Source organism: Dyella sp. A6 (assembly GCF_036320485.1).
Lineage (GTDB): Bacteria > Pseudomonadota > Gammaproteobacteria > Xanthomonadales > Rhodanobacteraceae > Rhodanobacter_A > Rhodanobacter_A aluminiiresistens.
This window is the reverse complement of record NZ_CP132911.1, coordinates 2,269,783-2,296,178: the sequence shown is the minus strand read 5'-3', so window position 1 is coordinate 2,296,178 and position 26,396 is coordinate 2,269,783. Positions and strand designations below refer to the sequence as shown.

Genomic DNA, 26,396 nt, shown 5'->3' with positions numbered 1-26,396 from the left:
TTATCTGCGATTCCAAGAAATTTCAGGCGCATATCACCACGCCTGAGTTGGGGAATGCCTCGCTCCATCTGCGCGAATGGTCGCGCAGGTGTCTTCCTCTCGGGAGTGTCGTGATGAATGAATCCATATCCTCGGAGCCGGCCGGCGAGGCGGTCGATCCCTCGTTGGTGCTTGCGGCCCAGGTGCTACTCTGTCCGCGTTGTCAGTCCGAATGTATCGAAACCCGCAGTTACGGCAAGAAGATCGGCGGCGCCTTGGGCGCGGCTGCCGGAATCGGCAGCGGCATGGCCCTTGTCCTTTCTGGTGCGGACATCCGCGCAGCCAGCGGTTCGGCGGCAGACCCCGTGGACGCCGCGGCCGGTAGCCTCGCTGGAGGTGTGCTGGCCGTGCTGAAGAGCGGTTCGGCAGGATGCGCCGCTGGCGCGGCCTTCGGTGACGTGATCGACGAACACGTGCTGGACAAATACCGCTGCGTCGAATGCGGTCATGCATTCAGCCAGCCTGCATGAGCACCTGAAATTTCGCCGCCGTGTTCGGCAGGACTTTCGGCAAATAGCCGGATGTCCGCGGGGCCCCGCCCACCACTTTCCCACGCCACACTCATCCCAAGGCCCGGCACATGCCGGGCCTTGGGCTTTCTGGCATCTTCGCCAAGGAGTCCACGATGTCCACTTTACGATCGGCCAAGCCCAAAGTGCCGAGCGTGTCCTCGAGCGATCAAGAGATCCTTGCCGCTGCGGAAGACATACTCCGCGCCCGCCTTAAGCGGCTCGGTGTGATTGAGAGTCCAGCCGATGCCCCCGATTTCCTTCGCATGCGACTGGGCGGTTTGCTTCATGAGGAGTTTCATGTCCTCTGGCTCGACAATCGGCACCGCATCCTAGACTGCCAGCGACTGTTCACCGGAACGATCGACGGTGCCAGCATCTATCCGCGGGAAGTGGTCCGGGAAGCCTTGGGCCGCAACGCGAGCGCCGTGATTCTTGCGCACAATCACCCGAGCGGTGTTGCTGAGCCCAGCGTCTCCGACAGGGCCATTACCAAGACGCTGAAAGAGGCGCTGGAACTGGTTGGGGTACGTGTCCTCGATCACGTCATCGTCGGGGAAACCTGCGTCAGTCTGGCCAGTCGCGGTCTCCTCTGACGGGCCCAGCCACATAGAGGGGAGGGCGGTGGTCCTAGCGACCGGCGCCCTTGGCTCGGCTCAACCGGTGCTCAAGCTTATCGACGTAGGCAGCCAATGTCGTGTCGCACGCGAGGCACCAGTCGCGAAGTTGCAGTGGGTCGAGGCGAATGGCCCCGCGCTCGGCCATCGAGACGTACGACTGCGACCGTCGCAGCTTCTTGCCCAGTTCGGCCTGAAGAAGGTCGGCTTCCTCGCGGATCTCAAGCAACGTCGCAAGGACGGCCTTGTACTCCGGGCGATGCAGGCTCTTCGGCGCCGGCGGGGCCTTCGGGCGCGGCTTCTTGGGGTTCGGCATCGGTCCACCTCGTCGCAACGACGGGGAACCTAAAGCGCATCTTTAGATACGCCGACATTTAATATCAAAAGATTTGATGTTGATCGCCGGGATGGATACGCTGCCGGGCAATTTGTGCACGAGCGGAGTGGGCCACGCGGCCAGTAGAGCGAGCTAACTCGTTGAAAGCCTGTTGCGTCTGCCCTGAGGGGCGGTCTGGCGTCGCCCAGGCCAAAGGGACGCTCACCAATTACAAGCGAAGGGGTATATCCGTGAAACATCTGAAGGTCTGGACGTTCCTGTCAGCTGTTGTTGCGCTGGCCGGGTGTGCATCAAAAATCCAATCCGGGCAGCTCGACTTCGACCATGGCGTTGCCTACAAACACGGCAGCACCGATCCCTATACCGGCACTGTGCACTTCAACGACGTGCCTCCGTTCGTATCCGATCAATTGCGTTTTCCGCCTGAACGGATGACCGGGGCCTTTGTCGATCCGCTCGTCTCCACCGACAACTGCGATGTCGAATTCAAGAACGGCGTCGTCGAGGGGCATGTGATCTGCCACGACCGCGGCGGGGATAGGTCAATAACGTTTTCAGTCCGCAACCAACGCATGGATGGTGAGGAGGTCATCTACGGCCAGGGAGGCGGCAAGGCCTTCGAATATCACTGGGCCGATGGCCAGCTCGATGGGGACCAGAGGATCTGGTCCGCAGAAGGCAAGTACGTCATGCACGAGTGGCACGAGGACCATGGCCGCAAGACCGGGGAAGAAGTGCGACGCAACGCCGATGGCAGCCGACTGTCCAAGGGCGAGTGGGGCGACGATGGAAAGTACACCGGTACCATCTATGTGCCCAAGGAGTCGGCTGTCTACACGCTCAAGGACGGCGTGAAGGAAGGGACGTACTTCAGGATGGATGAGAGCGACGAGAGCAAGCACGTCGTCGATGGCAATTACCGGGACGGCCAACAGGATGGGCCGTGGGTCTATCGCGGCAGCGTGGCCGTTGACCAGCTACTGAAGGAAGGCTTCTCCCATGACTTCGGCATGAGGCTTGATGAGCTATTCGGTTTACCTCAAGCCAGCTCCGTCGAACTTACCTGGAGCAAGGGAACACCCTCGGGTCCCGTCAAAGTCTACGACGTCGATAAGCATGTGCTCCTGACGTTCAATCTCCAGGGCGAGGACATCCTTCCTCCCGTGGTGCGAATCGATCCGGCCACCGGAAAGCATTTTGTCTTCTCGGACGCCGCCACGCTCAGCGCGTTGAACGCTGTCTCGATCAACCCCCCGCCGAGTCAGGGGGCACCAAGCATCGATCCGAGCTGCGCGCGTGCTCAAAGCCCTTGGTTCTGCGAGCAGAGCCTCATGCGGAAAGCGTGGGAGCAGAAGCGAGATGGCTACGACGCTCTCATCAAGCACGTGGTTGATCCCATCCACGTCCCCGATCCCTCAGCAATGCCCACCTCGACTTCTGCAATAGTCACTGACCAGGGCTCGACGTCAGCTCTGGCAGCGGGCGCATCGCCATCGGCAGCGATGCCACCGCAGCGGGCCGCTAGCGCGCCTGCGCAAGCCATGGGGGCCTCGGCATCGGTCGCCACCGCCGCGGTGGCCCCTGGTGTGGATGACACCCTGGCTCCGTGTGTCGATGCCTGGACCAAGGCCTACCGGAAGGAAGTGGGTCAAGACGCGATAGTTACGCAGGACCAGCTCGACGAGTGGCACCAGTGGTGTGGTGAAGGCAAGCAGCCCGGCCAAAGTCAGCTCTGACAGGCGGCTGGGAAACCACCGGCCGTGGGCGGGATACGCGCGTCATAGGCCGAAATCACGCCCTGTGGATCGAGCTCTGGGCGGGGGGAAGTGATCAGAGCCATGGATAACGGCGCCACACGCGGCTCGGTGGAGCAGGTACGGTCGATCCAAATATTCTTCAGGCCTACATTACCCACGCGAGACGGGGAGCTTCCGTCTTGCGTTTGGGTGTTTCCGCCCTGAAGCGCCCCTTGGGATGGACTCGCATGATCCCTGAGAAGAACGATGTCGTGACCTGTGTCCTCGTCGCGACGGCCGCCCTGCTGTTGGGCTTTCTCCGCTGCAGCGGAGGCCTAACAAAGCCGGACTGATCCACCCACCTACCACCGCGACAGACACCGAAGGCCCGGAGATTCCGGGCCTTCGGCGTTTTATGCCTCCCACATTACCGAGGAAATCCACATGCACCTGGTTGAAACGATGGCCTATGCCGGCGAGAAGCCGTGGCACGGCCTGGGGAAGAAGCTCGAAGCCCAGCAACCCATCGAGGTCTGGAAGGTCAACGCCGGCATGGACTGGCAGATCGAGGCCTCCGAGGTCCGCTACATCACTGGTGGCACCACCGTCGGTGTCATCAACGCCTTTCCGGAGCAGAAGGTGCTGTATCGCTCCGACACCAAGGCGCCGCTGGCCGTGGTCAGCAAGCGCTTCCAGGTCGTCCAGCCGGGCGAGATCCTGGAGTTCTACCGCGACCTGACCGCCTGCAACGGTTTCGAGCTGGAAACGGCCGGCGTGCTGCGCGAGGGACGGAAGTTCTGGGCGCTGGCCCGCACGGGCCAGAGCACCACGCTCAAGGGCCGAGACAAGGTCGATGGCTACCTGCTGCTGGCGACCGCCTGCGACGGCACGCTGGCGACCACGGCGCAGTTCACCAGCGTCAGGGTGGTCTGCAACAACACGCTGCAAATCGCCTTGGGGCAGGCCAGCGGCGCGATCAAGGTGCCGCACCGCAGTGCGTTCGATCCCGAGGCGGTCAAGCGCCAGCTCGGCATCACCGTGTCGTCTTGGGATGGCTTTGTCGCGCGCATGAAGGCGCTGGTCGACCGTCCGGTCGATCCGGACTCGGTGGAGGGGCTGTTGCGTCGCGTCCTCACCTACCAGGGGCAGGACACCAAGGCCTTGGTGGTCAATGAGCAAGCGGTGGCCACGGTGCGCGCCCTGTACGAGGGCGGCGGACGGGGGGCGCAGATGGCCTCCAGTCGTGGCACGGCGTGGGGCCTACTCAACAGCGTCACCGAGTACATCGATCACCACCGGCGTGCACGCAGTGACGATCACCGCCGCGATGCCGCCTGGTTCGGCCAGGGCGCGCAGCTCAAGCAGCGCGCCTGGGACGAAGCCATGAAGCTGGTCGGTTGATGGGAGGGCAGGGCACGGTGTCAAAGCTCTGGGCGAGATGCTCGACATCAATTCGCGTCTTAATGGAGCCCTGGCATTGAGGTTGCGATGGCCGGTTGGGGAGGCCATGTGGTCAGTGGAGCGAAACTCAGGCGAGACGCCTTGCCCTCGCCTGTCTCGATAACAAAGCCTTCATTCTTAAGCCGTAGCAGGGCAGCTCTGAAGCGCGAGTCATACGCGTGGGCACGGAACAGCGTCTGGACTTCGGACTTGAACGCGCTAGGCGACTGCGCGGCTCGGCAGAGCTCGCCAATGATGGCGAGAACAGCGTTGCGATCGTCTGTCAGTCGCTGCATGGCGCGCTGATATGAGCGCTCCTGCGCAGAGAGAGTGCCTTTATGTATTCCCGTGGGGAAAAGCACGGAAAAGTGAGCGAGATGCCATTGCACCATGTGATAGGCAGCCAGCAGCGTGGCTGCTGGAATATGTCCCGGCTCGCCGTTGAAGGCATGCATGATGGCGGCGAGTCGTATCACGTTTTGTAACGCACGATTGGCAGCGTCTTCCATATGTGCGTAACGGGTTCGCGTGTTTTGAGCTTGCTCGAGGGCAAGCGATGTGAAGAGGGCGCTAGCTTCGGGTGTAAATTGGAGTGGTTCGCGCTGGACTTGCCCACTTTCCGCTCGCGCACGCTGCTCTCTCAAGAGCGATTCTACCCTGCTGTGGTATTGCACGAGTGATGAGTCGCTGCCTGGGCGTACCTCAAGCGACAAACACTGCGGCGGCGTTGCAATCGTGAACAACGTGCGCGCAATGAAGCCGACCCCACGTGCGTATTCACCATACTTGCGCAAGTACGTGCCGAAAATGTCCGGCTGGACCATCACAAGCGCGACCAGACTCGCATCGGTTGCAATAACACTCTGGCCACGAGCCCGGTTCAGCATGACTTTGCTGCCGTCGTAGAGCGAGTTGCAGGTGTCCAGGTGGTGCTTGAAGAGATCGCTGCTCAGGATGTTTTGGCCTTCGTCCGACGCCACGGCGGTTGACTCACCGATGCCTTCCAAGGCTTCGATGAGCGCGCGATTCGTCACGTTCTGAAGAGAAACCCACCGGACGCGATCAGCCTGCCTGCCCTTGGTATCACTTGCATGCGTAATTGCCGCACCCTTTTGCACGGCGAGATAGCTCGTGTGGCGGCGGCGGTCTTCTTCCAGATGTGCTTGGTGAGTTTTCCTGTAGGTACGGGACTTACCGGTCGTCGGTCCGGCGACCACCAGGCTGAACAAGGAGAGGGGTTCCTGGGTGCCATCGCTGGGATGGATAACGGATGCGATGCCGTGCACTGCACTAGCCATGCTGGCTTCCAGCGAGGCGAGAACCATGCAGGGGTCGACGTTCAGCTGATTCGATATTGAAAGTGTCAGCTCCTGTAGGAAAGGCGGAAGCGCCGCGATAGGGGGCGGAGGAAGAAGGGAAGGGAGACTGTACATATCGCTTGTGTGTGGATCCCAAGAAAGAGTGGGCTGCCCGAGAGCTTTGGGGCCTCCGGGCTCGAACTTTTATCTTTGCCCAATCCGCGTACGACGATATGGATTGAATTTGCGCTATACGGATCGTGGGATGTCAGCTTATGGCAAAAAATCAATGACATGCGACTGATTGAATGCCCTGTGTCGAGCCACGAAAAGTCCCTTGCAGCGAGCAGTGTAATGTGAATTTTTTTTGTCGACTTAGTTCTTTTTCCTGATTTCACACGAAAAAAATCATCGGAAAAAAAGCTGGTGCAGCCGATGAACTCCCTATGGCAAGTCAGTGGTCTGCTGGTAGTGGCTGGTGGCATCGATTGCTATGCGAGCCAGCGAAACCGCGTGCAGTTGGGGGTGGCGTCACACGCATGGCTTACGATTTCATGTAAGATATTGATATACATGTAAAATATTGGGCGTCTCGCGAACTATCGCCCGATGATGGAGCGTGACACCGCCACGGGTTGTCATCGAATCTAGCCGGGCTCTTGGCACCGTTCTGATGCCGCGTCCAACTTTTAAAGCATTCCGCTTTTTGCCCGCCCGATAGTCCAGTCAATCAATTTCAGCGAAATACACCTTGGGAGGTGGCGGTAAGTTTGAGGGCTGCGATTGCATTGGGTCGTGACACTAACTAAACATGATGTGTGAAGTAAGTTGTAGTCCATTTAACCTAGATAAGTCCTCTGCTTTGGCATGTTTTTACACTCGCTTCCCGTCTTCGGAGTTCCGGTAAGAGTCTATTACGGTAAGTACAAATAGTTAGGTTGTTTATGAATGGTACTGAATGGTCGTTAAGTGGTTCTTGTTGATTGTTTGGATGAATAGTGCTTTTTTTAAATTGATCCATGATGGAATGATCAATATGTAGCTACCTTTACTTAGCATGCTCGATCAATCGATAAGAAGATGCCATGAGTGCCAATAGTGCAAGTGCTTCGGCGGAGCGTGGCAAACGCTTCACTATGCTAGATAGCATGCACCACCTTAAGTATGGAACAGTGCGGGATTCGCAAGGCCTAGTCCTACGCACTGTTGAGGTCGGGTGTGTCAAGCGAATGATCAACTTTCTTGGTCGCCTGGAACGCCGGGTTATCGCTGTGGCGGGAGGAAAGAGTGGTCCATGGGAAAGAACTTTGACCGGGCGGCTGGTGCTTTCCAAGGCAGCGAAGGAACTCTGGTATTCCATACGCGATGTTGAAGAGTTTGCGCCGCAGTCTCTCGTCGAGGGGCGTAGACTGAATCCTTGGCTGGATGTTGGGCTACGCCTTGCTTACGAGTGGCGATCAAGACTTATCTCCTACACGGACATAAATGGTCTTCTTCCAGGTGGTCATGAGTTGGTCCGTGCGGGTATGGTTGAGATTTTTAACGCCATCCGATGTGCGTGCGAAGGCAAAGCATTTCGCGCTGCAGTGAACAACCATAAGCGTGGAGCAAAGAAGAATTATCACAGTTGTGCTAATTACATGTTGAGCATGTTTCACGATCACGCGAGGCCGCTTGTTCTCCGCGTCGATCTTTATTTCGAGGGCGATGGGAGGGATCTTTCAGAATCCAAGAAGGCGAAAAATGCATTTAACAAGTTTATGCGTGCATTGCGTGAAGGGCGGGTAGTTCCGGATGTGCTCCGCTATATTGCGAAGCGGGAGGACGGTCTTGAGCGGCGTATCCATTACCACGTACTGGTCGCTATGAACGGCGATATGCATTGCGATGCATTCTATTTTTCTGAGCTCATCGGCAAGTTCTGGGTCGATCAGTGCGTAGGGTCTCCTTCGCTTGCCAGCTACTTCAATGTCTGGATCCGCAGGCATGAGCTGGAATACTGCTGCCTCGGTCATCTTCACTACCGGGACGAGCACAAACTGGAGGGGCTTCGACGCGCGATCTGGTACTTGTGCGAGGATGGTGCGTATGTCCTTGTCCACGAGGTACATGGCCGAAACCTCCGGAAAGGGCAGCTTCCGAAAGGGGAGCGCCGTCACAAGCGAGGGCGTCCCCGTAGGGATGGAGCGTCTCTCGCCCTCGCGGAGGGCATCCTCCTTGCGCCTGTTCCGGCGGCGGGGGAGCGGCTAGCGTTACCCCAACAATTGATTCGCTTTGACGGTGATTGCAGGTAAGTGCTCACCTAAAACTCTTATGAGGTCGTGCTGGAACCGATGATGCCATCTGAATCTTCCGAGCCTGGCGGCGTGGTAGTCGTGCCACTGATAGGAGAGGTCATCCCGGACACTCTGGTCGGCTCGCCGCTTGCCCAGGCTGTCCTGAAACAGGCCACCTCAATCGGTATGCATGTCTATGTGCGGATACCCGATGGATCGTGTGTCATCGAGAATTTCGAGCCGCTGGGGGGCGACTTTACAAAGATGCATCCGTTGGGCCAGGGATATGAGGTTCTTGGTCTGAGGCTCAACGGTGAAGCCATCACGGAAGCGGTTGTCCGGGAGGACATTCGATTTCTTCAGCTCGATCAAGACACGATGAAGACGTTCCTAAACGAGTTGGAGGGTTCCCTGCATTGGTTCAGGGGAGGTGCCCTATGCATCGGCAAGAACGGTGGTTTGATGAGGGCAAGGCCTTGGTCAACGCTGCGTTGTATCCGCCCTCGGGAGTGGGTCCAGAGGACATTTCCCTCATCTCCCAGGCCCAGATGGGACTTTCCTCCACCGGCCTTGGTTAATGCGCCAGAGCACACGCTGCGGCTCCGTTTGGAGAGCATCTTTATCGACATGTGTGATCTTGATGTGCTGCGCGAGGCTGTCGGTCGACACCGCTCATCAGATGACCTTCATATGCTCGCTCGTGGCATGCCGGCGCTACTTCATCTGCACCGTGCGGCCAAGCGCTTTGCGGTGCCACTATCCAAGCTCGAGCGTGGCAATGCCCCATTGGACAAGAAGCGCCTTGCCGATCTCAAGAAGGAGGTAGGAGCATTCCTTGAGAAGTACGGCCGTCCGTTCAATACGCGCGAGAGCCTGGATGTGTGCTTCAGGGTCATCGATCCGCGGCACGTTTGGGGGCGAGGCGCAGCAGCTACCTCCTTTGACGCCGCCTATCACCAATTGCTAACGAATGATCCTCATTTTCAAGTGGAGGCCGATGTGAGCGTTCCGCTCCGAGTGGTGATCATGTTAGCGCGGTGCGCTTTAGTCCATCGAAGTGAGGTTGCCAACCACTGGTCGACGACCAGCGGAAAAACGATGAAGAGGCTTGGCGAGTCTGGATTCAAGGGTGAAGCGCTACAGAAGATCCTTGAACGAATCCTCAGCGAGAAATACGTAAGACCGGATGGCTCCAAGAGGCCGCCGGTCCGCTCTTAAACGCCGCTTTCGCTGGACGGTAGGTTTGCACCTGGTAAGCAATCACTCTTGTGCCGGCAGAGGACAGGTACAGCGGTGCGTAGTCGCACCTGCCAGTGGCTAGCAGGCTGTTGATGCAAAGACGCCTGCTGCCTGCCAATGTTTGCTACGGCGACTGATCAGTCTCGCCAACGAAGCTGATCACGGGCGGCAGCCCGACTGCCATCTCACATTGCCCATTCTTAGAGCTGATCCTGACCATCACCAACGGGCCTGGCAACGCACATCAACAGCAGGAGCCGGCAGGCCACCTCCGGCCGGCAAAAGCGGTCGTTGCGCGATATCCTTGGCCTGTACTAGCCGTATCATTCCCCTGAATCTTTCTCGCTCTACGGGAGCATTGAAAGTGGAATGCTTCCGAATCGACGAAAGCGGCTACACGGGCTTCGATTTGCTAAACCCGGAGCAGCGGTTCCAAGGTGCGACGGCCATCGCCATCGGCGATGACGAGGCTAGGCGCCTGATCCGGGAGCACCTTCCCACGCTGCAGGCGGACGAGCTCAAGTATCGGGCCCTGGCGCGACGATCGGCCAACCGCCCCCGCCTGATGGCGCTGCAACGCGACTTGCTCAGCCACTACAAGTGCGCAACCTACGTCTGCGATAAGCGCTACCTGCTGCTGCTGATGTTCCTGGACTATGCCGTCGAGCCCTTCTACTACGAGCGAGGGATGGACTTCTACCAGGATGGGCAGAACTACGCGCTGGCATCCCTGCTGTACACCGTGGGACCGGCGCTTCTCGGGCAAGGGGCTCTCGACCGCCTGCTTGCGAGTTTCCAGCGTGCGGTGAAAGAAAAGAGCCCGGCAGCGCTCACCACTCTGGTCCAGGCCGCGCGCGCCTCGCGCTGGCAGGAATTGCCGGAAGTGCTGGGACCCTTGGCGCAGTTCGCTGCACCCGAGTGCCTGCGAGCGATCGCCGCGCCAGGTGTCAGCACGGATGCTGCCCTGGTGGTGCTGCAATCCCTGGTCAGCCGGATGGAGATCATGGCCGATGGTCCCTATCGGGTCGAGCACGACCAATCGAAGAACCTGCTCACCTATCACGACTTACTGCAGCGCTACATCCGCCACGAGGACATGGTCACCTTCCGTCAGTCGGAAATCGCCAGTATCACCTTCCCGCTCAAGCTCCAGTCGGTGACGCAGGTCGACTCCAGAAACAGTCCCGCCGTGCAGCTGGCGGACGTGATGATCGGCGCGGCCATCGAGGCGGCGAGCACGCTCACGGGGCAACGTGCCGGGGCGCTGGACGCCCAGGAGGTCATGGCGCTGTACGCCGATCATCAGCTGATCCACATGCTGCCATCGATCGATTTCGACGAGCAGAAGCGCTTCCGCCAGGGGACGCAGGCGGCCCAGGTCATCGACTATTTCGCAGAGAACTTCCACGAGCCATAACCGCGTATGGAAGCACGAACCACCTGTGGCCTGGGCGCGGGTGGCCGATTAACAGCGCCAAGGACGACGTTCAGAGAGAGGCTGCATGGCAAGCATTCACTCGGAGTACCACCGATTCCTGGCGCACTTGACACAGCGAGACGTGCACGATGACGTGCGGCGGCTCGCGCACCTGGTGCTCGATCACCTGCAGCCACTGGCCGAGGTCGGCGCTGTGCGCCGCGGTCGGTCCACGCGCCTGGCGCCGCTGGCCATCGCCCAGCTGGCGCAGATGCCTGTCGCCTACGACGGGGACTCCCACGGGCCCGAGACCGGGCCGGTGCTCGGGAGACTGCAGCAGCTCGAAGTCGGGCCGTTTCGCGGGTTCATGCGGCAGGAGACGTTCGACCTCAGCCATGACATCACCTTGGTCTACGGCGCCAATGGCACCGGCAAGAGCAGTTTCTGCGAGGCGCTGGAAGTGGCGATGCTCGGCTCGATCAGCGAAGCGCAGGCCAAGCGGGTCGATCAGCGGATCTATTGCAACAATGCGCGCCTGCGCCGTCACGTCGCGCCGGTCCTGTCGTCCAAGGCGGCAGACGAAGCGCAGGCCGTCCGGCCCGACGAAGCCGAGTACCGCTTCTGCTTCATCGAGAAGAACCGCCTTGACGACTTTGCCCGTATCGCTGCGCGCACCCCAGGCGATCAGCGTCAGCTCATCGCAACCCTGTTCGGCGTGGACCAGTTCAGCGAGTTCGTTCGCGGCTTCAACCCGTCGCTCGATCAGGACCTGATGCTTGCGGGCGCCCAGGCGGCGCTGTTGGCACAGCGTCGCCTGCAATTGGCGAATTCCGAGCAGACGATCGCCGCTTACCCGCAAAAAATCGCAGCGATCGAGGCGCTGGGACAAGCGCTGGCGCAGCGCATGTCGCCTGACGCGACCTACCAGGTCTGCGTGGACTGGCTGCTCGGTACGCCGCAGCAACAGGGGCGGCTGCCGTATGTCCAGGCACAGCTGGACGCCAACCCGCCTGCTGTTCACGAGGTGACCCAGGCCCGCCTGCAGACGTTGCTGGCAGAGGCTTACCGCGCTCAGGGACTGTGGCAGGCATCGTCCGCGCAACTCGCGGCCCGCGCAGGCGAGGTGTCGTACGCGAAGCTCTACGAGGCCGTGCTGGCGCTGGCCGACGGTGCGACCGCTTGTCCTGCCTGTGGCACAGGCCTGGCCGCCGTGGCGCAAGACCCGTTCGCAAAGGCGCGAACCGGCTTGGACCAGCTCGCGCAACTGGCTGTCCTCCAGCAGCAGGAGACTGGGCTTCGGGCGCAGTTGAGCGAGGCGGTTCGAGCGCTGTGGGATGAGATGCGCCGCGTGTTGGCGGCTGCTGCGGTCGCCTGTCCAGCCGAATTGCAGGCCGCAGACCTGCCGCTGCTGCCCCCCACCGCTGTGGGCAACTGGCTCGGCCAGTGGGTCGATGGGGACCGGCGTGCCTGGCAAGCCCTGCTGCGGATCGCCGAGATCATCGAAGGCTTCGACGCGCAGGCTCGTGAAGCGCATGTGCAGCGCGGTGCGCTGGCCCAGGAGCGGGACCGACTGCAGCAGCATCAGCTGGAGATCGAACGGCTACGGACGATGCGCGCCGCGGCCGATCAGGACCTCGCTGTCGCCCGTCAGACGGTGGCTCAGTTTGACGAGGCGAACCGCGACCTGATCTGGGCCGCCGCAGCCGAAGTGCCGGTGGTGGCGCACCATCAGCGAATTAAGGCCGCCTACGACGGCTTCCTGCCCGAGATCCAGGCCTATCTGACGGCTCTGCCGGGTGTTCTTCTGCAAGGGTTGGGGGAACAGGCCCGCCATCTGTACAACGCATTCAACCGAGCCGATCCGCCCGGCGATCTGCTGCACGCGCTGTGGTTGCCGGTGGCGGAGAACGGCAAGATCGAGGTGGAGTTCGCCGGCGAGCCGGGCGTGCGCTACGACGCGCTGATCGTTTTCAGCGAAGGGCACATCAAATGCCTGGGCCTGGCGATTCTGCTCGCTAAGAACATCGCGCAGGGCTGCCCCGTGGTCATCTTCGATGATGTCGTCAACGCGATCGACGACGACCACCGCGATGGCATCTGGCGCACTTTCTTCGAGAACGGTTTGCTCGATGGCAAACAGGTCATCCTTACCTCCCACGCCGAGGAATTCCTGCACCGCATCCAGCAGGAGTTGGGCGTGCGACGTGCCGTGGCCATCAAGCGCTACAAGTTCCTCCCGCATCAGGGGGAGCACGAACTGCGCGTCGACAGTGACCCGCCGACGAAGAACTATGTTCTGCTGGCCCAGCAGGCGCTGGCGGCCGACGAGAAGCGCGAGGCACTGCGCCAGGCCCGGCCGGCGCTGGAAAGTCTGACAGACCGTCTCTGGACATGGCTGGGTCGGCGCGCGGACGGTCGGATCGATATCAGGCTGGGCGGGCCCCGCTCACCTTGGGAGTTGAACAACAAGTGCAGCAAGCTGCGATCTGCGGTCGGTCGGATCGCGGCACAGCATGCCGGTGCGCCGCAGGCGGTTGCCGCACTCGCTGCCCTGCTCAATGTGAGTGGCACCAGCATCGAGTGGGGCTACCTCAACAGCGGCGTGCACGATGCCCAGCGTGACCATGAATTTGACCGCGCCACGGTGCGCACAATAGTCGAATCAATCACCGCACTGGACGGAGCACTAGAAATGCTGCAGAACCGCTGAGTGGTGCCTCAAAATGACGCGAAGTGTTGGCGTGCGCCTGGATCTGACCGGATTGCTGAAAATTGATTAATCAAGGTCGGTGCCGACCAACCTTGGCGCGTGGCGAGAGTTCGCCGTCAGTGGAGATGGTTAGTTGAAAGCGAGCACGATGGTGAATTTGGCGCGAGCGCCGGCAGGTCCAGGTTGAAGGCAGAGAAGATCCAGGTCACCCAGCCACGCACGGCGTCGATGTCAATCTGGACAAGCTTACCTACGCTGCGGGTTGCTCTGACCAGATTTCCTGAGACCGGCTCTGCGCTTGAGTTTTTGGCTTAATAGGAAAATTGATGCCCGATGTCCTTGTGGTGGTTGCATCATGCAGCCATGTACTTGATAGGGGTATCGCCTTATGTTGCAAGACAAGATTATTCGCCGCCCGCAGCTTCGCACCATGGTCGGGTTGAGCGACTCATCGATCAACAATCGCGAAAATCCGCGGAGTCCCTGGTTCGATCCAACGTTCCCCAAACGGGTAAGCCTTGGTGGCCTCGCTCGTCGGAGCGCAGTCGGTTGGCTGGAGTCTGAGGTCATCGCTTGGATCGAGCAGCGTGCGAGGCGCAAATAGCTAAAAGCACGGGAAGCCAAGGAGGCCTGATCGATGGACTTCGGGCCGAAGGGTGCGTCCTCAAGTGCTTGGCGCTGGTCGATGAAACCACGCAGGAGACGGTCGTCATCGACGTTGAGCGGGCGAGGTTCTACCCAAAAATCTATCTGTTTGATGGGGGCTTTCTAGAGTATGCCCAGTCGTTCCCTGATTTCCCTGGAAATCAGACTGCGGCCGGAGCCAGATGCATTGAACCGAGCCTCGCTAAAGTTGATGTCGGCGGCAGGCACAAGTCTTTGCTCGAACCAGCTGGTGGCGATGGTCTCGTTTGAAAGGGCTTCAGGCGCAAGGCGACGCAGGATATCAAAGAGCGCCTGCACGCCGACCGTTCGGGTGATGAACGATGCAGGCTGCTTTCCCCAAAACACCACATTGCAGGCTGCGAGAAAATTGAACGTTATTGTGTAGATGAGCAGGTCGTTCACGTCGATGAACTGGCTCCGCAAGGGTGAGCGGTCTCTCCGGAATCCCTCAAGCGAAGAGCGTGGTTTCCGCTTTCCTGAGAGCATGTGGGTGGCATCACGGCCAGGGTTCGAGGAGTACAGCCGTGAGATGCCTTGAACGACCGTTGCCGTTGATACCCGCCACGAATCGTGTCCTGTGATAGCTTCCAGAGCCTTATCTTTCTTTGGAGCGATGATGATGCGGCGGTAGAGTGGGGAGTTTGGCTCAACCGCAAGGCGCCGGCTCAGGAAGACAGCGAGCTTGTCTGGTGTCCACATGTTCGGTTCTTCGTCCAGAACGTTGTAGCCGAACTGCTCGTAAGTGAGGCTCTTGTCGACTGGCTTTTGCGTCGAGTTGATGATGGCGAAGAGCTGCGCTTGGAAGGGCTTTGGTAGGTCGAGGAAGACCGCGCATACAAGTTCCATTTTGTCGATGGCTTCGATGGGCGCGCGGGCAATGCCGAAGAGTCTGTGTTGGCCATCGATGATGCTGGCCATCTTCTCAGCGGTGGGAATCGTGAGCTTGAAAGCTCCATCCACGCCTTCTGTGATGGTCCAGTCGCGATTGTCGTCCGTGTCGTCCACGCTATCCTCATCTGAGGAATCACTGGCATCGTCGCCCTCTTGTGGTAGTTGGGGAGCATTGCTAGCAAGGATGATTGCGTTGGGGAAGGCCGCATCAACCCGCCCCACATATTTCGCGATTGTGTCGAGGCGCGGCATTTGTAGAGCCCGCTGGGCCCCTTTGATGGTGTATTCGTTTTTCTCTGGGGAATATTCGGCGGCCAGTCTGTCGCTATAGGCGACGTCGAGGAGCACGGCGGCAGGGAGCGAGACGACGTAGAAGATGCCGAGCGGTTGTTCAACGCGCAGAGCGGTTGTGACGATAGGGTAGGTCGGTCGCATCATGCTCATTGCACCTTCAAGCCGTTTAGATTGCCGGGCAGGTCGCTTGCCGTTGGGTCTGCTGGGCCAGCTGCACTGGGTACCTTTTCGGGCTTATCTAGTAGCTCGGGATTCTTGGCGTTGGCAATCCACCACGACCAGAGAGCACCAACGGATATTAGGCTCTCCATGACAATGGCGAAGATAGGGTGCTGCCATGTGAATTGGAGAGTGATACAGCCCCCGACAAACACGAGCTCCATAAGGAGCGCGAGCGCTTTTAGGTAGCTCGGTAGATCACGGTTTATAAGTAGTTGGGCCGCAGCGGCTACACCGACCGATGGGTAGAAGACGTTGATTGCGAGAAGAATGCCCTTTGGGCTGGAGGATGCATCCGCTACGGCCCGGAAAATCTCGACCCAAATACCAAGCCCGCCGATGGCAAGTACGGCAACAAGGAAAAATCCGATAAAGGTGGGATGATTCAGTGGCTCAAGAGTTCTCTCCTTGAGTACTTCCCCAAACTGTTGCCAGTAGTCGGTTCGAACGTCTTCCTCGGCCATCATCAATGCTTCCCGGTTGCCACCCCGATAAATCATGCGATCAAATCAGCAAATCCTCAAACAGTCAATAAACCGCTTTCGACCATGCTGCGGCTTGTGTGGTCCACCGGCTTTGCGAGCGATAGAGTCGACCATAATCGCGCTCGATGAGCAGGTCGAGGGCACGAGGATAAACCGTTGAGTAGTTCGCGACCCAGCTGATGTTCTGATCTTTTTTGACCCGCTCGAAGATTTCCTTAAGGACACGCTGGTGTGCGAGGTAAATGGCAATATTCTTGCCGAGCCAGGTACTCCTCGGGTCTAGGAGTCCACCGTGTTTGTGCAGGTGATCCGCAAGGAGGTCTCCGGTTGAGACTATTTCTCCTACCGTCGACATGAGATCGGGGAATTCCTTTTGCACGAATGCCATCTCGTCGATGAGGCGAAAGCCTCTCGGAGGTGAATTCGGCTTTTCGATTACCATATGTCTTCGGCGTCCGATGCCTTGGAGCTCAAGGCGGATCTCGTTCCCAGACCTTAGGCTCGCCATCAACCGCTGGTCGAATTCGTCGCGTAGGACGCGGATTTGCGACAGCAGTACCCGGAACGGGCCGTAGAATTCATTGAGTTGACGGGTTCGGAAGACCTGCAGGTCAGCTAGTGCTGCGAGGCCAAAGTCACGCTCGGCTTGTCGAGTCTCTCGCGTGGCCCTTCGGTCATCCGCCTCCTCCTCCGCTCTGAGCCGCCAGCGCTGCAGAATAATGCCGAAGCCACCAGTAACGCCGGCACCGGCCAGGACGCCAAGGAGGCCTATGAGGGCTGATAGCCATTTGTCACTGGCAGGTTTTGAAAGGCTGTCGATGCTATGACGAATCGTGTCAAGCTGACTGTTGAGGTCATGTGCTACGGCATTGAGCATCGAATCCGTGACCGGATTGTCTTGAGGTACCGCTGGTAGAGCAGTTGGCAACAGCGTGGGTACGGAAGCGACCGATGGTGCTGCGATAGGTGTGGCGGCCACGCTCGTTGTATGTAGAACGCTTTGCGTCGCGCTTACGTGCAGTTTTTTCGGACGACCGGCAACCGGTTCCCCGGCTTGGACCGCAATCGTCACTGTAAACACAAGGCAAGCGAGCCCGACAGACCGGGTAGAAGTTGAAATGCTCACAGGCGTCGCAAGGTTTCGATGCCGCCGACAAGAGCGGCACTGGCCACCTGGATGTCTTCTTCAGTGGTGAGGCGGCCAGGCGACAGGCGGAAGGCTTGCCGGCTTCGCTGTCCGTCGCCCCACATGGCAAGCAGCACGTGGGAGGTGACAAACGACTCCGTCGAGCAGGCGCTTGATGCGGAAAAGGCCAGGGTCTCGCGGAGCAGGCGCATGAGTGCCAGCGGCTCGATGCCGTCGATGGACAGCGAAAGGTTATTGGCAAGGCGGTGCTCGGGATGCCCGTTGACCGACACACCAGGCACCTCGAGGAGCAGATGGTCGCGCATGGCGTTCCGCAGCGCACCGATGCGCGAGCTATCCGCCTGCCAGTCCCTTGCTGCAATAGCCATGGCTTCACCGAACGCGACGACCAAGGGCGTGTTGATCGTTCCGCTACGTAGCCCCTTTTCCTGTCCGCCACCCCAAGTCAGGGCGGAGAGGGTAATGCGCGGGCGCCGACGCCGGGTGTAGAGCGCGCCAACACCCTTGGGTCCATAGACCTTGTGGCCCGAGAAACTGGCAAGGTCGAGACCAAGATCGTCGACGCTAATGCGGGCGTAGGCAGGAAGCTGGGCGAGATCTGAGTGGAAAAGAGTGCCACTGGCTTGACACAGGCGGGCCACCTCGGCAAGGGGCTGGATGGTGCCAACCTCATTGTTTGCACCCATGACCGAAACAAGGAAGGCGTCGTCCCTGATGGCAGCCTCGAGCTCATCGAGGCGCACCGTTCCGGACTCGTCCACGCCAACGATGGTGATGCGGTGGCCTTCGCGTTCGAGCTGACGGAGGGATTCGAGCACCGCCGGATGCTCGATGGCGGTGCTGACCACATGGCGAATCCCACCCGCAGCACGCACAGCCCCTACGATGGCGAGGTTGTCAGCCTCCGTGCAGGATCCAGTGAAGATCACCTCGCCCGACCGAGCACTGATGGCGGTGGCGACCTGATCGCGTGCGCGCTCGATGGCCGAGGCGGCTTCCGCTCCATAGGCGTGCTCGACGCTAGAGGGATTGCCGAACGCGTCGGAAAACCAGGGCAGCATCGCCTTGAGCACACGGGCATCGACTGGCGTGGTGGCGTTCGAATCTAGGTAAATGGGGCGGTTTGCGCTCACGGAGTAGTCCGGAACAGGTCGGCCGGCGATTTGAGTCGCACGGCCAGGGTGCCAACTCCACGGTGAATGTGTGCTCGCATTAACTCAAGCATTCTCACCGCGCTCGGTGCCTTGCCGCCATTGCCCGATTCGACGAAGGCAACTGCGGCAAGCAGCATCTGAGTCTGCTCGCCAGTTAGGGTGTAGGCGTTGAACTCCTGTCCATCCTCGTCGGGTGCGGGCGCGTTCCCGATGGGACCGCTCTCTAGGGAGGCGAGGAGGGCGTACCGGCAGAGAAGGTTGGGCGTCAGCCCTATGCGCTGCTGGAGTGCGCGCAGTTTTCCCGTCGCAGCGGAAGAAACCTTTAGTTTACTGTACTGCATTGGTCGCTCCGGTCCGGTTTGGGGCTGCAAAATAGCCGGTCGTCACCTGCGTTCGCCGCTCACCCGGCAGGTACTCTAGCTTGATGCTAGCCGCCACATGTGGCTGGAGGTCCTGCGCTGCCTCACCGTCAATCTCGGTGTCGGTAGACAGCACGATGACCTGGTGGCTGACCTCGGTGAAGTACCGCTCAAGAATTGCGGTGCGATGTTCGGTGTCCAGACGCGCCAACGGCGTATCGATGATGACCGGTAGCGACCGACCGCTTGTCTTCGCCAGCGCCCAGAGCATGGCGATGGCAAAAATTTGTTTCTCACCTGCGGACAGTGCCGCACGGGCGATTTCCGCACCGTGCCCGTCAATCAGCGTCGTTTCGAACGTCCGGTCATTGATGCGCACGGAGCGCACCAGCTCTGACTTTCGCGCAAGGCGGTTGAAACAATCGACGAACGCAACTTCCAAGGCGCGGGTCTTTTGCAGGAGGAGGGCTGACTCGTATTGTGCAAGTGAGCCTGCAACTTGTCGGGCGAGCGCTGCCTGGCGCATGCCTTTCGTGTCTTCGGCCTGCCGTGTGAGAAAGCGTTCCCGCTCTCGCTGGGCATTGGCCATCTTGAACTGCAGCATCTTGATGGACTCATCAATCTGGTTCACTCGGCCCAAGGAGACACCATAGGTCGCCTCCGCGTTGCGCAGCTCTTCGAGCAAATGGTTCGAGGTCGCCTCGTCGACCCTTGTCAGGGCCACGTCGATGCCTGCAATGCGCTCATCGATCTCGCGTAGGCGCTCCGAGAATGCAGCCGCCGGCGCGGAACTGGCGGTCGCCTGGGCGAGGATGTCGGAAGCGTTGGGAACATCTTTGAAATGACGCGCGCCTGATTTTGCGTCAGCAATGCCCAGGGACTTGGCAACCAGCGCTTCGAGTTCTTCGCGGTGGCGTGCAGTCCAGCGCCTTTGTACGGTCGTCGTACTCCGTTTTTGCCAGCGGTCGAAGGCGGCTAGAAGTTTCTGGCCGGCCTCGGCGTGTTCATGGCCATCGCCGGCATGCACCGCTTCGGTCAGCTGCACAAGCAGCTTAGGCGCAACAAGCCACGGCCACATGCGTGATGACCCTTCACGGAACTGAGCAAGCAGTGTGTTTCTTTCATTGACCAGTGCCTGGCGCTCGCCAGTCAGCCTTCCATGGTTCAATGCGACGTCGCCGCCCGAGGCCGTGAAACGCTGCTGGGTGCGCTGGACAGCCCGTCGGTGGCTGTCGAGGGAAGTCATGAGGTCGGCACGGCGGTCATTGTGCTCGGACAATTCGACGCGGAGGCGCTCGATCTCGGCGAGGATGGCGTCAAGTTCGCCACTTTGGTTGGCGTCGGCGCGCTGCATTTTCGCCAGATAAATGCCAAGGTCCGTACGGAGCCGCCCGACGAGCTCGATACCGAGCAAGGTGCGGATGGCGGCGCTGAGCTGTTGGCCTTCTCTTGCATCGTCAGCCATTTCGGTGATTTTCTCGCCATCGAAAAAAAAGAGCTGCGAGATGCCTGCCGGGAGGAGGTCTTCGAGGAAATGTGGCCATTCCTCGCGTGGAGCGTCGATCAGCGCATCGCCGTTCTTGAAGACCTGGAGGTCCTCCTGGATACGCTCCCCCTTTGCGGCCCACCGGCGCACCACCTTATAGCGGTGGATCATGCCGTCCTCGGCAAAATCAAAATCGAGCTCGACACCAGCTTCCGAGGCGGGCGCCGCGCTCCCTACATGGATTCGCGACCGTAGGTGCGCCTCGTACGCGGCTTGGGACGTGCGGTCACCCAGTGCGAGCTTGCCGTAGAGGGCAATTCGCACGGCTTCGAGAAAGCTTGTTTTGCCTGACCCGTTACGCCCGCCAATGAGCACGACCGGACGTGGCTTTCCCTTGCCCCCGTCCGTGGATACGGCAATGGTTTGTCGTCCGGCATACAGTCCGAAATTTTCGAGCGTTAGCGAATGGATCAGCATGCGCTGACACCCTCGTCAGCGCCGTAGGCGACCCCCGTCCCGGCCAGCATCTCCCGTCGCTCGGCAATGACGTCCTCGCGCGAACGCCAGTCTTCCGCTAGCACATCTTCGATGCGACTGTGGACCGCGTGGCGTCGCTTCATCCCGTGCGTCGAGCGCTCGATGTCGAGCAGTCGAGCAACGAGCTCGACCGGAACACCGTTCTCATGACAAATGTTCTGAAGCAGTTCGCCATCGGCGTGTGAGTAGGTGACGGCATCGTCGGTGATCCAGTTGACAATGTCGCCGAGCTCGGCGCGGACGATTCCGGGGACGGAGTCCTGCCAGTCGCCCCGTTCCTGACGCCAGATGCGCCGGATGGCATGCAACTCTTCTTCATGGATGAGGAGCGGGGTCTCTCCTGGCGGCGACTCGCGCTGCACCTCCTTTTGCGCTTGTAGGAGCTTTGTCAGGAGTTCACGGCAAAAGTCGAGCGTGTAGGGCCCAGGGATGATGTCGTCGGAGTCCGCTTTGAAGGACACTTGTCCTGTGCGGCGGCGATAGTCCCGCACCTGTCGCTTGCGCACAGGGTCTTGCGTCGAAGCGAGCATGTCGCGGTATTCCAACAGGGGTGTCATCCAGTCTTGCCCGGAGTCAATCATTGCCTCCATGGCCTTGTCCTTGGTCACGACCGTGCAAACCCAGCAGCCAAAACGGGAGTTGCCGCAGCTTGGCGTGGTGGTGTCGACTACGAGCGGGCATTCGCCCGACTGGGCGTTCCGGTACATAGCCACAAGGTCCCGGTTGTCGTTTCCCCACGGTGACGCGTTTTGCAGCAGGTAACCCCACACAGCGTCAGTGCTGAACGCTTCGATGGGAGAGTAGACAAACGCGTTGTTCAGTGACGAGTGGTTCGAAAGGCGTGACCCCTTGATGCGGTGGAACGACATCACTTGGGCGCGCGTTGCGCTCTCGGCGGAACGCACGCCGAGGACCATGATGACTTCGCCGAATTCTGCCACGCGGTCGAGGATGAACTCGTTGGCGGGCTCAATCTTCAGCCGCTCGGTACACCACCTGAAGCGGCGGGAAGGGGCTGGATAGCCTCGTCCAATCATGTTTACCCAGAAACTGCGGTCAACGCGTGGCACGACCTTGTGGGTGCGGAACGGTAGGCCTTGGTCAAGGGCCGCCTGGTTGATGCGTGCTAGGGTTTCGTCGATGTAGTTGACGATAACCGGGGTCTCAACCAGCGTGTCCGAGCTGATGACATATACCGGCTTTTGTCGCTGCTCGACAGGCAGGCGCGAGATGGCTGTCCAGATGACCTGCAAGGTGCAGGTCGAGTCCTTGCCACCGCTGAAGCCAAGCACCCAGGGGCGATTGTCCGCCAAGTACAGCTCCTGCGCCTCGTCGTAGAGCGCCTCGATGGTGCCAGCAGCACGTTGGGCTTTCATGCGGATTTCCTTTTGCTGCCGGGCGTCGCCTTGGCGGCGGGGACCGACAGGTTTTCGATGCGGAGGGCCTCGCCGACAAGCGGCACGTCCAGATGGTTCAGGAGAACGTTAGACACCAGCGTGACGCTGCTGCCCGACTTGTTGATTCGCCCGCCCACGAGCGCGCGCCCCTCCCAGAGCTGTTTGTTAGAGCGCGACCAGTCGATGGTCTTGAGGGACCGCAGACGAGTGACCCAATCCTTCGGGTGAGCCTGCCGGAGGCGCGCGCCGGCGACGGCGATGGCCTGGAGCGCGACGCCATGAGCATGGACGTAGCTTTGGCGCAGCTCGTGAGCGAGCGCGGATTTGTTGGCCACGCGCTGCCAGTCCGGCATCCCGTTGATGACTGCCGTCCAGAATTCGGTCAGCGCGGCGCGGTGCGTGTCATCAAGTGTTCCCGCCGGCGGGTTGCCGAGAAAGTGCACGGATGCCTGATGAAGCGAGCTCAAGGTGAAGAGCTTGTAGGACCGGTTGGAAATGCTGCTTTTTTCAAGATCCGTGTACTCCCGGAAAAGGGGGATGCTCTGGACGACGTCAAGCACCAGCTTTGCCATTGCATCTCGGTGGTCGTACAGGAGACGGATGGATTTGGTGGGCCGGATGGCGTGGACATTGAGGTCCGCAAACATCTGCTGAGAGCGCGATAGGTCACTGTCGGCGAAAAGCACGATGGAGATGGATTCGTCGCCGAGCTCGGGCCGCTCAATAAGTGCTTCCTCAATGGCGGCCCGGCGATGCTGGCCGTCGTTGATTAAGATGGTGGCACTCATCCCGATGCGGAGAAGGCCAATAGAGCGCATTGGGCCGGAGGGCGCGACCGGTTCAAACTCGATGTCGCCGTCGACCGAGGCACAAAGGGAAGAGAGGATATATTCGTCGAAGTGCTCGACGATGTACCGCGATATCTGGGGCACCCGCGTGCGGTTGAGCACGCGCTGAGCACGCAGTTCGGGGGGCAGGGCCTCGTCGTCGAATCGGAACAGCTTCGGCACCAGCCTCATCGGACACATCAGCACGTAATATGCGCGGCCGGCCTGGATGCCCCTCATGGCCGTAAACTGGTAGCTATTTGGTTCCATCGCTCCCTCTTGGAAGTTTCTGTCAGTATCGCTGGAAGTTTCTTCGTGAAGCTTACTGCGTTTGGTGCCTGGCCGAAAAGTTGGAGGCGGCGGTTAGTCGGCGCTTGCTCGTTGCTGCCCCCAAGCCAGTGCCTGAGTTTCGGCGGAGGGCGCGTGCCGCGCATGCCCAAGCTCGGATTCGGCGAGTTAAGGGGTAAGTCCGTGTCGTCCAGCACCCTCGGCTAATGCGCGCCCGCCCGAAACCTGAGGGCGAGCTCTCGACGCGAGAAAGATGCGATGCTTCCTCGATGCGCCAACCGGGTCGGAGCGTGGCGCGACTCTTGTCGCAGGCAACGAAGCAACCGTGGGTTCTGCCCCGTCCTCTCCTGGCAGGTTCGGCACGCCGTGCATCAGGAACGCGTCTAGGGGGGGCAATAGGAGCGGGAGCATGAGCGCTTTGAATGGCGCGCTGCTTATCACGACGAAATGGTGTGGGCATACACAACAATTCCCGGCGCTAAATGCTCGCTACACGGGTTGGAATCGCCGGTTCTGAAGTGTCACAGCGCGCCGGTGCAGTCGGGCACCTCGAATAACCCATCCTTTGGCATGGTGTGAGCGGCATATCGCCGTTCGCACCGCTCGCAAAATCGGCAAGCGACGCCCCTCAAGCCCAGAAGGCGCCCTTGCAAGCGCGTCGGCCGCCGGTGAGCGGCCTGCCCGCATCATGCAGGCACCACGCCCCGGTCTTTGTATCGCGCCAGATGCATCAGGTTGTGGGCGATCACCTTCAGTTCGATCACGGCGCGAGCACGAGCTAGGCCGATCGTTCGCAGGTGCTTGCCGCCCATCTGCGCCAGACGCGCGAACGGGTGTTCGCGCGCGCTGCCTGGCGATGCGACGGTTGCGCCGTTGCTGCGCGTCGCTGATCGGCTGCGTGGCCGTGCCCTTGCGCTGGATGTGCGCGCGGTAACCCTGCACGTACAGCTCCGTCTCCTGCGCGTGCTTGGCATAGCCGCGGTCGGCGTAGACATCCTTAGCCGTGTTGGTTTCGTCTAGGATGGCCTCGAACACCTCAGTATCGTTCACCGAGGTCGCGGTCACCTCAATGCGGCGGATGAAGCCCCAGCGTCGGTCGGTGCTGGCGTGCAGCTTGTGGCCGTAGTAGCTCTTGCCGTGCTTCTTCGTCCAGCACGCATCCACGTCCTTCTGCGCCAGCTAGCAGGCTGTTGAGAAGCGCCCATTCAGAGGCCGCACGATAGGTTCAATGAATCATGAAACGACCGCCATGGCATGGCGTTGCCGTCGCTGGACGCACGTCCCCTCACGTGGGCGAGGGATTCCACCACTCACCAATACCGCCGAGCCGGATCAGGTTGTAGGCCGCAAAATTCCAGTGCACCCAGGCGCTGACCTTCGCCAAACCGACCAGGGGCAGCTTGCGTAGATCGCCGACGGTCTTGACCCAGCCAAAGCCCTGTTCGATGCGTTTGCGCACCTGCAGGCTGATGGCGTAGCCCTTGCCACGCGCCGTGCGCCCGTCAATGGCGCTGCGCCGACCGTTGGCGGTGTTGCGGGCGATGTGCGCCTTGATACCGCGCTGCTTCAGCTGGCCGACGAAGTCGCGCACGTCGTAACCCTTGTCGGCACCCAGCGTCGCGCCACGATGCAGGTGCGCATCGACCAGGGCCAAGGCGCCATCGCGTTCCCCCGTGCCCGTGGCGTGACGAACGTCCACACCCACCAGCAAGCCGTGGCGGTTTTCCATCAAGGCATTGGCCAGATAGGCCAGACGTGCCTGTTGACCTTGACCTTTGCGGGCCAGCCGCGCGTCCGGGTCGGTGGTGGAGGCATGCGTGTCGTTGCTGCGCTTCTGACCACGGAAGTCGCTGCCATCCCCATCGTCCGAACCGTCCTTGGGACGGAAGCTGCGGTGCGAGGCCCAGGCTTCCAGCAGCGAGCCATCCACCGAGAAGTGCTCGTCACTGACCAGTTCGCCCAGCCGGGCCAGTAGGACCGTGTGCGCGAAGAAACGCTGAGCGATCTCGGCGTCGAACAAGCGGTCGCGGTTGAACGAGAACGTGGAGTGGTCCCACACCGGGTCGTCGATATTCAGGCCCACGAACCAGCGAAACAGCAGGTTGTAGTTCAACTGCTCCATCAGCAGCCGCTCGCTGCGCACGCTGTAGACCACCTGCAGCAGCGAGGCCCGCAGTAGCCGTTCCGGCGGAATCGAGAGGCGGCCACCCGGTGCATAGCGCGACGCCAGGAGTTCGTCGAGCTCCTTCAGGATCGTGTCGACCAGCATGCGTAGCTTGCGGATCGGATGATCGCCTGGCACGCGCTCGTCCACCGATACATACGAGAACATGCCCAACTGCTGGATATCTGCTCCGCGCACCGTGACAACCCGATCATTGATGAGGGCTATCATTGTCGCGGCTGCGGGGCGTTTCTCAACAGCCTGCTAGGCCGCGTTCCAGTCGGCCGGCACCTCGCCGCGCTTGATCGCCTCGTTCCCTTCGCTGCGACGGTGCTGCACCGGCGCCGTAACGATGCTAGCGTCGATGATCTGACCCCCTCGCGCGATAAACCCGGCCTGCGCCAGCTGCCGCCCCACGGCCTCGCTGATGTCGCCGATCAGGTCCTGCTTCTTCAACCGTTCGCGCCACACCTAGACCGTCTTGGCATCCGGAATGCGGCTTTTCTCCAACCCCGCGAAGCGCTGGAAGCTGGACCGGTCCAGTACCTGATACTCCAGCGCCTCGTCGGACAGGTTGTACAACTGCTGCACCACCAGCAGCCGGATCATCAGCTCCGTCGGATACGGCGGACGGCCACCGCGGCCGGTGTCTCCGATCTCCAGCTTGGCGTCCACCGCCCGGGCCAGGGCGGCGAAGTCGATGGCTCGATCCAGCACCTGCAGCGGATCACCCAGCTGTTCGCGCTTGGCGGCTCGTTCCTCGGCGGCAAACAGGCTGATCATCGGGCAATTCTCGGGCGGCTTCGGCTTCGGCTGCGCGCTACGCTACCGGCATGGGCGGGGTTTTTCGAGGTGCCCAATCGC

At 60.5% G+C, this 26,396-nt stretch carries 23 protein-coding genes; 9 read left to right on the top strand and 14 right to left on the bottom strand.

Annotation, left to right across the window (positions count from 1 at the left end):
* Positions 1-113: 113 nt before the first annotated feature.
* Positions 114-509, top strand: a complete 396-nt coding sequence (locus tag RA164_RS10245) for a hypothetical protein (protein ID WP_329740750.1) — start codon at positions 114-116, stop codon at positions 507-509.
* Positions 510-664: 155 nt separating this feature from the next.
* Positions 665-1,144 carry a JAB domain-containing protein gene (locus tag RA164_RS10240; RefSeq protein ID WP_329740749.1) on the top strand — a complete coding sequence of 160 codons (480 nt, stop codon included), beginning with the start codon at positions 665-667 and terminating at the stop codon, positions 1,142-1,144.
* A 34-nt stretch (positions 1,145-1,178) separates the two neighbouring features.
* On the opposite strand, the gene RA164_RS10235 is transcribed toward RA164_RS10240, so the two are convergent.
* Positions 1,179-1,481, bottom strand: coding sequence for a helix-turn-helix domain-containing protein (locus tag RA164_RS10235; protein WP_329740748.1), 303 nt, complete (start codon positions 1,479-1,481; stop codon positions 1,179-1,181).
* Between the two features lie 251 nt (positions 1,482-1,732).
* Between RA164_RS10235 and RA164_RS10230 the strand changes: the two genes are divergently transcribed.
* Positions 1,733-3,238, top strand: coding sequence for a toxin-antitoxin system YwqK family antitoxin (locus RA164_RS10230; protein WP_329740747.1), 1,506 nt, complete (start codon positions 1,733-1,735; stop codon positions 3,236-3,238).
* A gap of 444 nt (positions 3,239-3,682) precedes the next feature.
* Positions 3,683-4,639, top strand: coding sequence for a DUF932 domain-containing protein (locus RA164_RS10225; protein ID WP_329740746.1), 957 nt, complete (start codon positions 3,683-3,685; stop codon positions 4,637-4,639).
* 59 nt (positions 4,640-4,698) lie between these two features.
* On the opposite strand, the gene RA164_RS10220 is transcribed toward RA164_RS10225, so the two are convergent.
* Positions 4,699-6,003 carry a DUF3987 domain-containing protein gene (locus RA164_RS10220; protein WP_329740745.1) on the bottom strand — a complete coding sequence of 435 codons (1,305 nt, stop codon included), beginning with the start codon at positions 6,001-6,003 and terminating at the stop codon, positions 4,699-4,701.
* Between the two features lie 1,202 nt (positions 6,004-7,205).
* On the opposite strand from RA164_RS10220, the gene RA164_RS10215 reads away from it, so the two are divergent.
* From RA164_RS10215 to RA164_RS16615, 5 genes are all read left to right on the top strand, one after another.
* On the top strand, positions 7,206-8,270 hold the full coding sequence (locus RA164_RS10215; RefSeq protein WP_329740744.1) for a YagK/YfjJ domain-containing protein: 1,065 nt from the start codon (positions 7,206-7,208) through the stop codon (positions 8,268-8,270).
* Positions 8,271-8,312: 42 nt separating this feature from the next.
* The gene (locus tag RA164_RS10210; RefSeq protein WP_329740743.1) at positions 8,313-9,470 is read left to right on the top strand and encodes a hypothetical protein; all 1,158 of its coding nucleotides are present in this window, start codon (positions 8,313-8,315) and stop codon (positions 9,468-9,470) included.
* A 325-nt stretch (positions 9,471-9,795) separates the two neighbouring features.
* Positions 9,796-10,908 carry a DUF3800 domain-containing protein gene (locus RA164_RS10205; protein ID WP_329740742.1) on the top strand — a complete coding sequence of 371 codons (1,113 nt, stop codon included), beginning with the start codon at positions 9,796-9,798 and terminating at the stop codon, positions 10,906-10,908.
* A gap of 85 nt (positions 10,909-10,993) precedes the next feature.
* Positions 10,994-13,618 (top strand): AAA family ATPase, encoded by a 2,625-nt coding sequence (locus RA164_RS10200; RefSeq protein WP_329740741.1) that lies wholly within the window; start codon positions 10,994-10,996, stop codon positions 13,616-13,618.
* A 388-nt stretch (positions 13,619-14,006) separates the two neighbouring features.
* Positions 14,007-14,222: a helix-turn-helix transcriptional regulator gene (locus tag RA164_RS16615; protein ID WP_329740740.1), complete on the top strand. Its 216-nt coding sequence runs from the start codon at positions 14,007-14,009 to the stop codon at positions 14,220-14,222.
* Between the two features lie 164 nt (positions 14,223-14,386).
* Here RA164_RS16615 and RA164_RS10190 read toward each other — a convergent pair whose 3' ends face one another.
* The 12 genes from RA164_RS10190 to RA164_RS10140 all read right to left on the bottom strand — a co-directional run bounded on the left by RA164_RS10190 (position 14,387) and on the right by RA164_RS10140 (position 26,315).
* On the bottom strand, positions 14,387-15,613 hold the full coding sequence (locus RA164_RS10190; RefSeq protein WP_329740739.1) for a DGQHR domain-containing protein: 1,227 nt from the start codon (positions 15,611-15,613) through the stop codon (positions 14,387-14,389).
* Between the two features lie 2 nt (positions 15,614-15,615).
* Positions 15,616-16,155: a hypothetical protein gene (locus tag RA164_RS10185; protein WP_329740738.1), complete on the bottom strand. Its 540-nt coding sequence runs from the start codon at positions 16,153-16,155 to the stop codon at positions 15,616-15,618.
* Positions 16,156-16,216: 61 nt separating this feature from the next.
* On the bottom strand, positions 16,217-17,050 hold the full coding sequence (locus RA164_RS10180) for a hypothetical protein (RefSeq protein WP_329740737.1): 834 nt from the start codon (positions 17,048-17,050) through the stop codon (positions 16,217-16,219).
* A 245-nt stretch (positions 17,051-17,295) separates the two neighbouring features.
* Entirely contained in the window at positions 17,296-18,453 is a 1,158-nt protein-coding gene (locus RA164_RS10175) for a cysteine desulfurase family protein (protein ID WP_329740736.1), read from the bottom strand.
* Positions 18,450-18,815: a DNA sulfur modification protein DndE gene (gene dndE / locus RA164_RS10170; RefSeq protein ID WP_329740735.1), complete on the bottom strand. Its 366-nt coding sequence runs from the start codon at positions 18,813-18,815 to the stop codon at positions 18,450-18,452. The genes RA164_RS10175 and dndE overlap by 4 nt, the downstream gene beginning before the upstream one ends.
* Positions 18,802-20,796, bottom strand: a complete 1,995-nt coding sequence (dndD, locus tag RA164_RS10165; RefSeq protein ID WP_329740734.1) for a DNA sulfur modification protein DndD — start codon at positions 20,794-20,796, stop codon at positions 18,802-18,804. The genes dndE and dndD overlap by 14 nt, the downstream gene beginning before the upstream one ends.
* Entirely contained in the window at positions 20,790-22,232 is a 1,443-nt protein-coding gene (dndC, locus tag RA164_RS10160; protein WP_329740733.1) for a DNA phosphorothioation system sulfurtransferase DndC, read from the bottom strand. Before dndC ends, dndD begins: the two co-directional genes overlap by 7 nt.
* Complete coding sequence (gene dndB, locus RA164_RS10155) at positions 22,229-23,350, bottom strand: DNA sulfur modification protein DndB (RefSeq protein ID WP_329740732.1); 1,122 nt, start codon at positions 23,348-23,350, stop codon at positions 22,229-22,231. The genes dndC and dndB overlap by 4 nt, the downstream gene beginning before the upstream one ends.
* A 507-nt stretch (positions 23,351-23,857) precedes the next feature.
* Positions 23,858-24,532, bottom strand: a complete 675-nt coding sequence (locus RA164_RS16610) for a transposase (protein WP_412731018.1) — start codon at positions 24,530-24,532, stop codon at positions 23,858-23,860.
* 121 nt (positions 24,533-24,653) lie between these two features.
* Positions 24,654-25,730 (bottom strand): IS5 family transposase, encoded by a 1,077-nt coding sequence (locus tag RA164_RS10150; RefSeq protein WP_412731017.1) that lies wholly within the window; start codon positions 25,728-25,730, stop codon positions 24,654-24,656.
* 66 nt (positions 25,731-25,796) lie between these two features.
* On the bottom strand, positions 25,797-25,988 hold the full coding sequence (locus RA164_RS10145; protein ID WP_329740730.1) for a hypothetical protein: 192 nt from the start codon (positions 25,986-25,988) through the stop codon (positions 25,797-25,799).
* A gap of 15 nt (positions 25,989-26,003) precedes the next feature.
* Positions 26,004-26,315, bottom strand: coding sequence for a transposase (locus RA164_RS10140; RefSeq protein WP_329740729.1), 312 nt, complete (start codon positions 26,313-26,315; stop codon positions 26,004-26,006).
* Positions 26,316-26,396 lie beyond the last annotated feature (81 nt).

What these genes read in the sequence shown, in the direction of transcription:
- RA164_RS10245 (WP_329740750.1), top strand. Translation starts at nt 114, where the DNA reads ATGAATGAATCCATATCCTCGGAGCCGGCCGGCGAGGCGGTCGATCCC.
- RA164_RS10240 (WP_329740749.1), top strand. Translation starts at nt 665, where the DNA reads ATGTCCACTTTACGATCGGCCAAGCCCAAAGTGCCGAGCGTGTCCTCG.
- RA164_RS10235 (WP_329740748.1), bottom strand. Translation starts at nt 1,481, where the DNA reads ATGCCGAACCCCAAGAAGCCGCGCCCGAAGGCCCCGCCGGCGCCGAAG.
- RA164_RS10225 (WP_329740746.1), top strand. Translation starts at nt 3,683, where the DNA reads ATGCACCTGGTTGAAACGATGGCCTATGCCGGCGAGAAGCCGTGGCAC.
- RA164_RS10220 (WP_329740745.1), bottom strand. Translation starts at nt 6,003, where the DNA reads ATGGTTCTCGCCTCGCTGGAAGCCAGCATGGCTAGTGCAGTGCACGGC.
- RA164_RS10215 (WP_329740744.1), top strand. Translation starts at nt 7,206, where the DNA reads ATGATCAACTTTCTTGGTCGCCTGGAACGCCGGGTTATCGCTGTGGCG.
- RA164_RS10210 (WP_329740743.1), top strand. Translation starts at nt 8,313, where the DNA reads ATGCCATCTGAATCTTCCGAGCCTGGCGGCGTGGTAGTCGTGCCACTG.
- RA164_RS10200 (WP_329740741.1), top strand. Translation starts at nt 10,994, where the DNA reads ATGGCAAGCATTCACTCGGAGTACCACCGATTCCTGGCGCACTTGACA.
- RA164_RS16615 (WP_329740740.1), top strand. Translation starts at nt 14,007, where the DNA reads ATGTTGCAAGACAAGATTATTCGCCGCCCGCAGCTTCGCACCATGGTC.
- RA164_RS10190 (WP_329740739.1), bottom strand. Translation starts at nt 15,613, where the DNA reads ATGATGCGACCGACCTACCCTATCGTCACAACCGCTCTGCGCGTTGAA.
- RA164_RS10185 (WP_329740738.1), bottom strand. Translation starts at nt 16,155, where the DNA reads ATGATGGCCGAGGAAGACGTTCGAACCGACTACTGGCAACAGTTTGGG.
- RA164_RS10180 (WP_329740737.1), bottom strand. Translation starts at nt 17,050, where the DNA reads ATGCTCAATGCCGTAGCACATGACCTCAACAGTCAGCTTGACACGATT.
- dndE (WP_329740735.1), bottom strand. Translation starts at nt 18,815, where the DNA reads ATGCAGTACAGTAAACTAAAGGTTTCTTCCGCTGCGACGGGAAAACTG.
- dndD (WP_329740734.1), bottom strand. Translation starts at nt 20,796, where the DNA reads ATGCTGATCCATTCGCTAACGCTCGAAAATTTCGGACTGTATGCCGGA.
- dndC (WP_329740733.1), bottom strand. Translation starts at nt 22,232, where the DNA reads ATGAAAGCCCAACGTGCTGCTGGCACCATCGAGGCGCTCTACGACGAG.
- dndB (WP_329740732.1), bottom strand. Translation starts at nt 23,350, where the DNA reads ATGGAACCAAATAGCTACCAGTTTACGGCCATGAGGGGCATCCAGGCC.
- RA164_RS10140 (WP_329740729.1), bottom strand. Translation starts at nt 26,315, where the DNA reads ATGATCAGCCTGTTTGCCGCCGAGGAACGAGCCGCCAAGCGCGAACAG.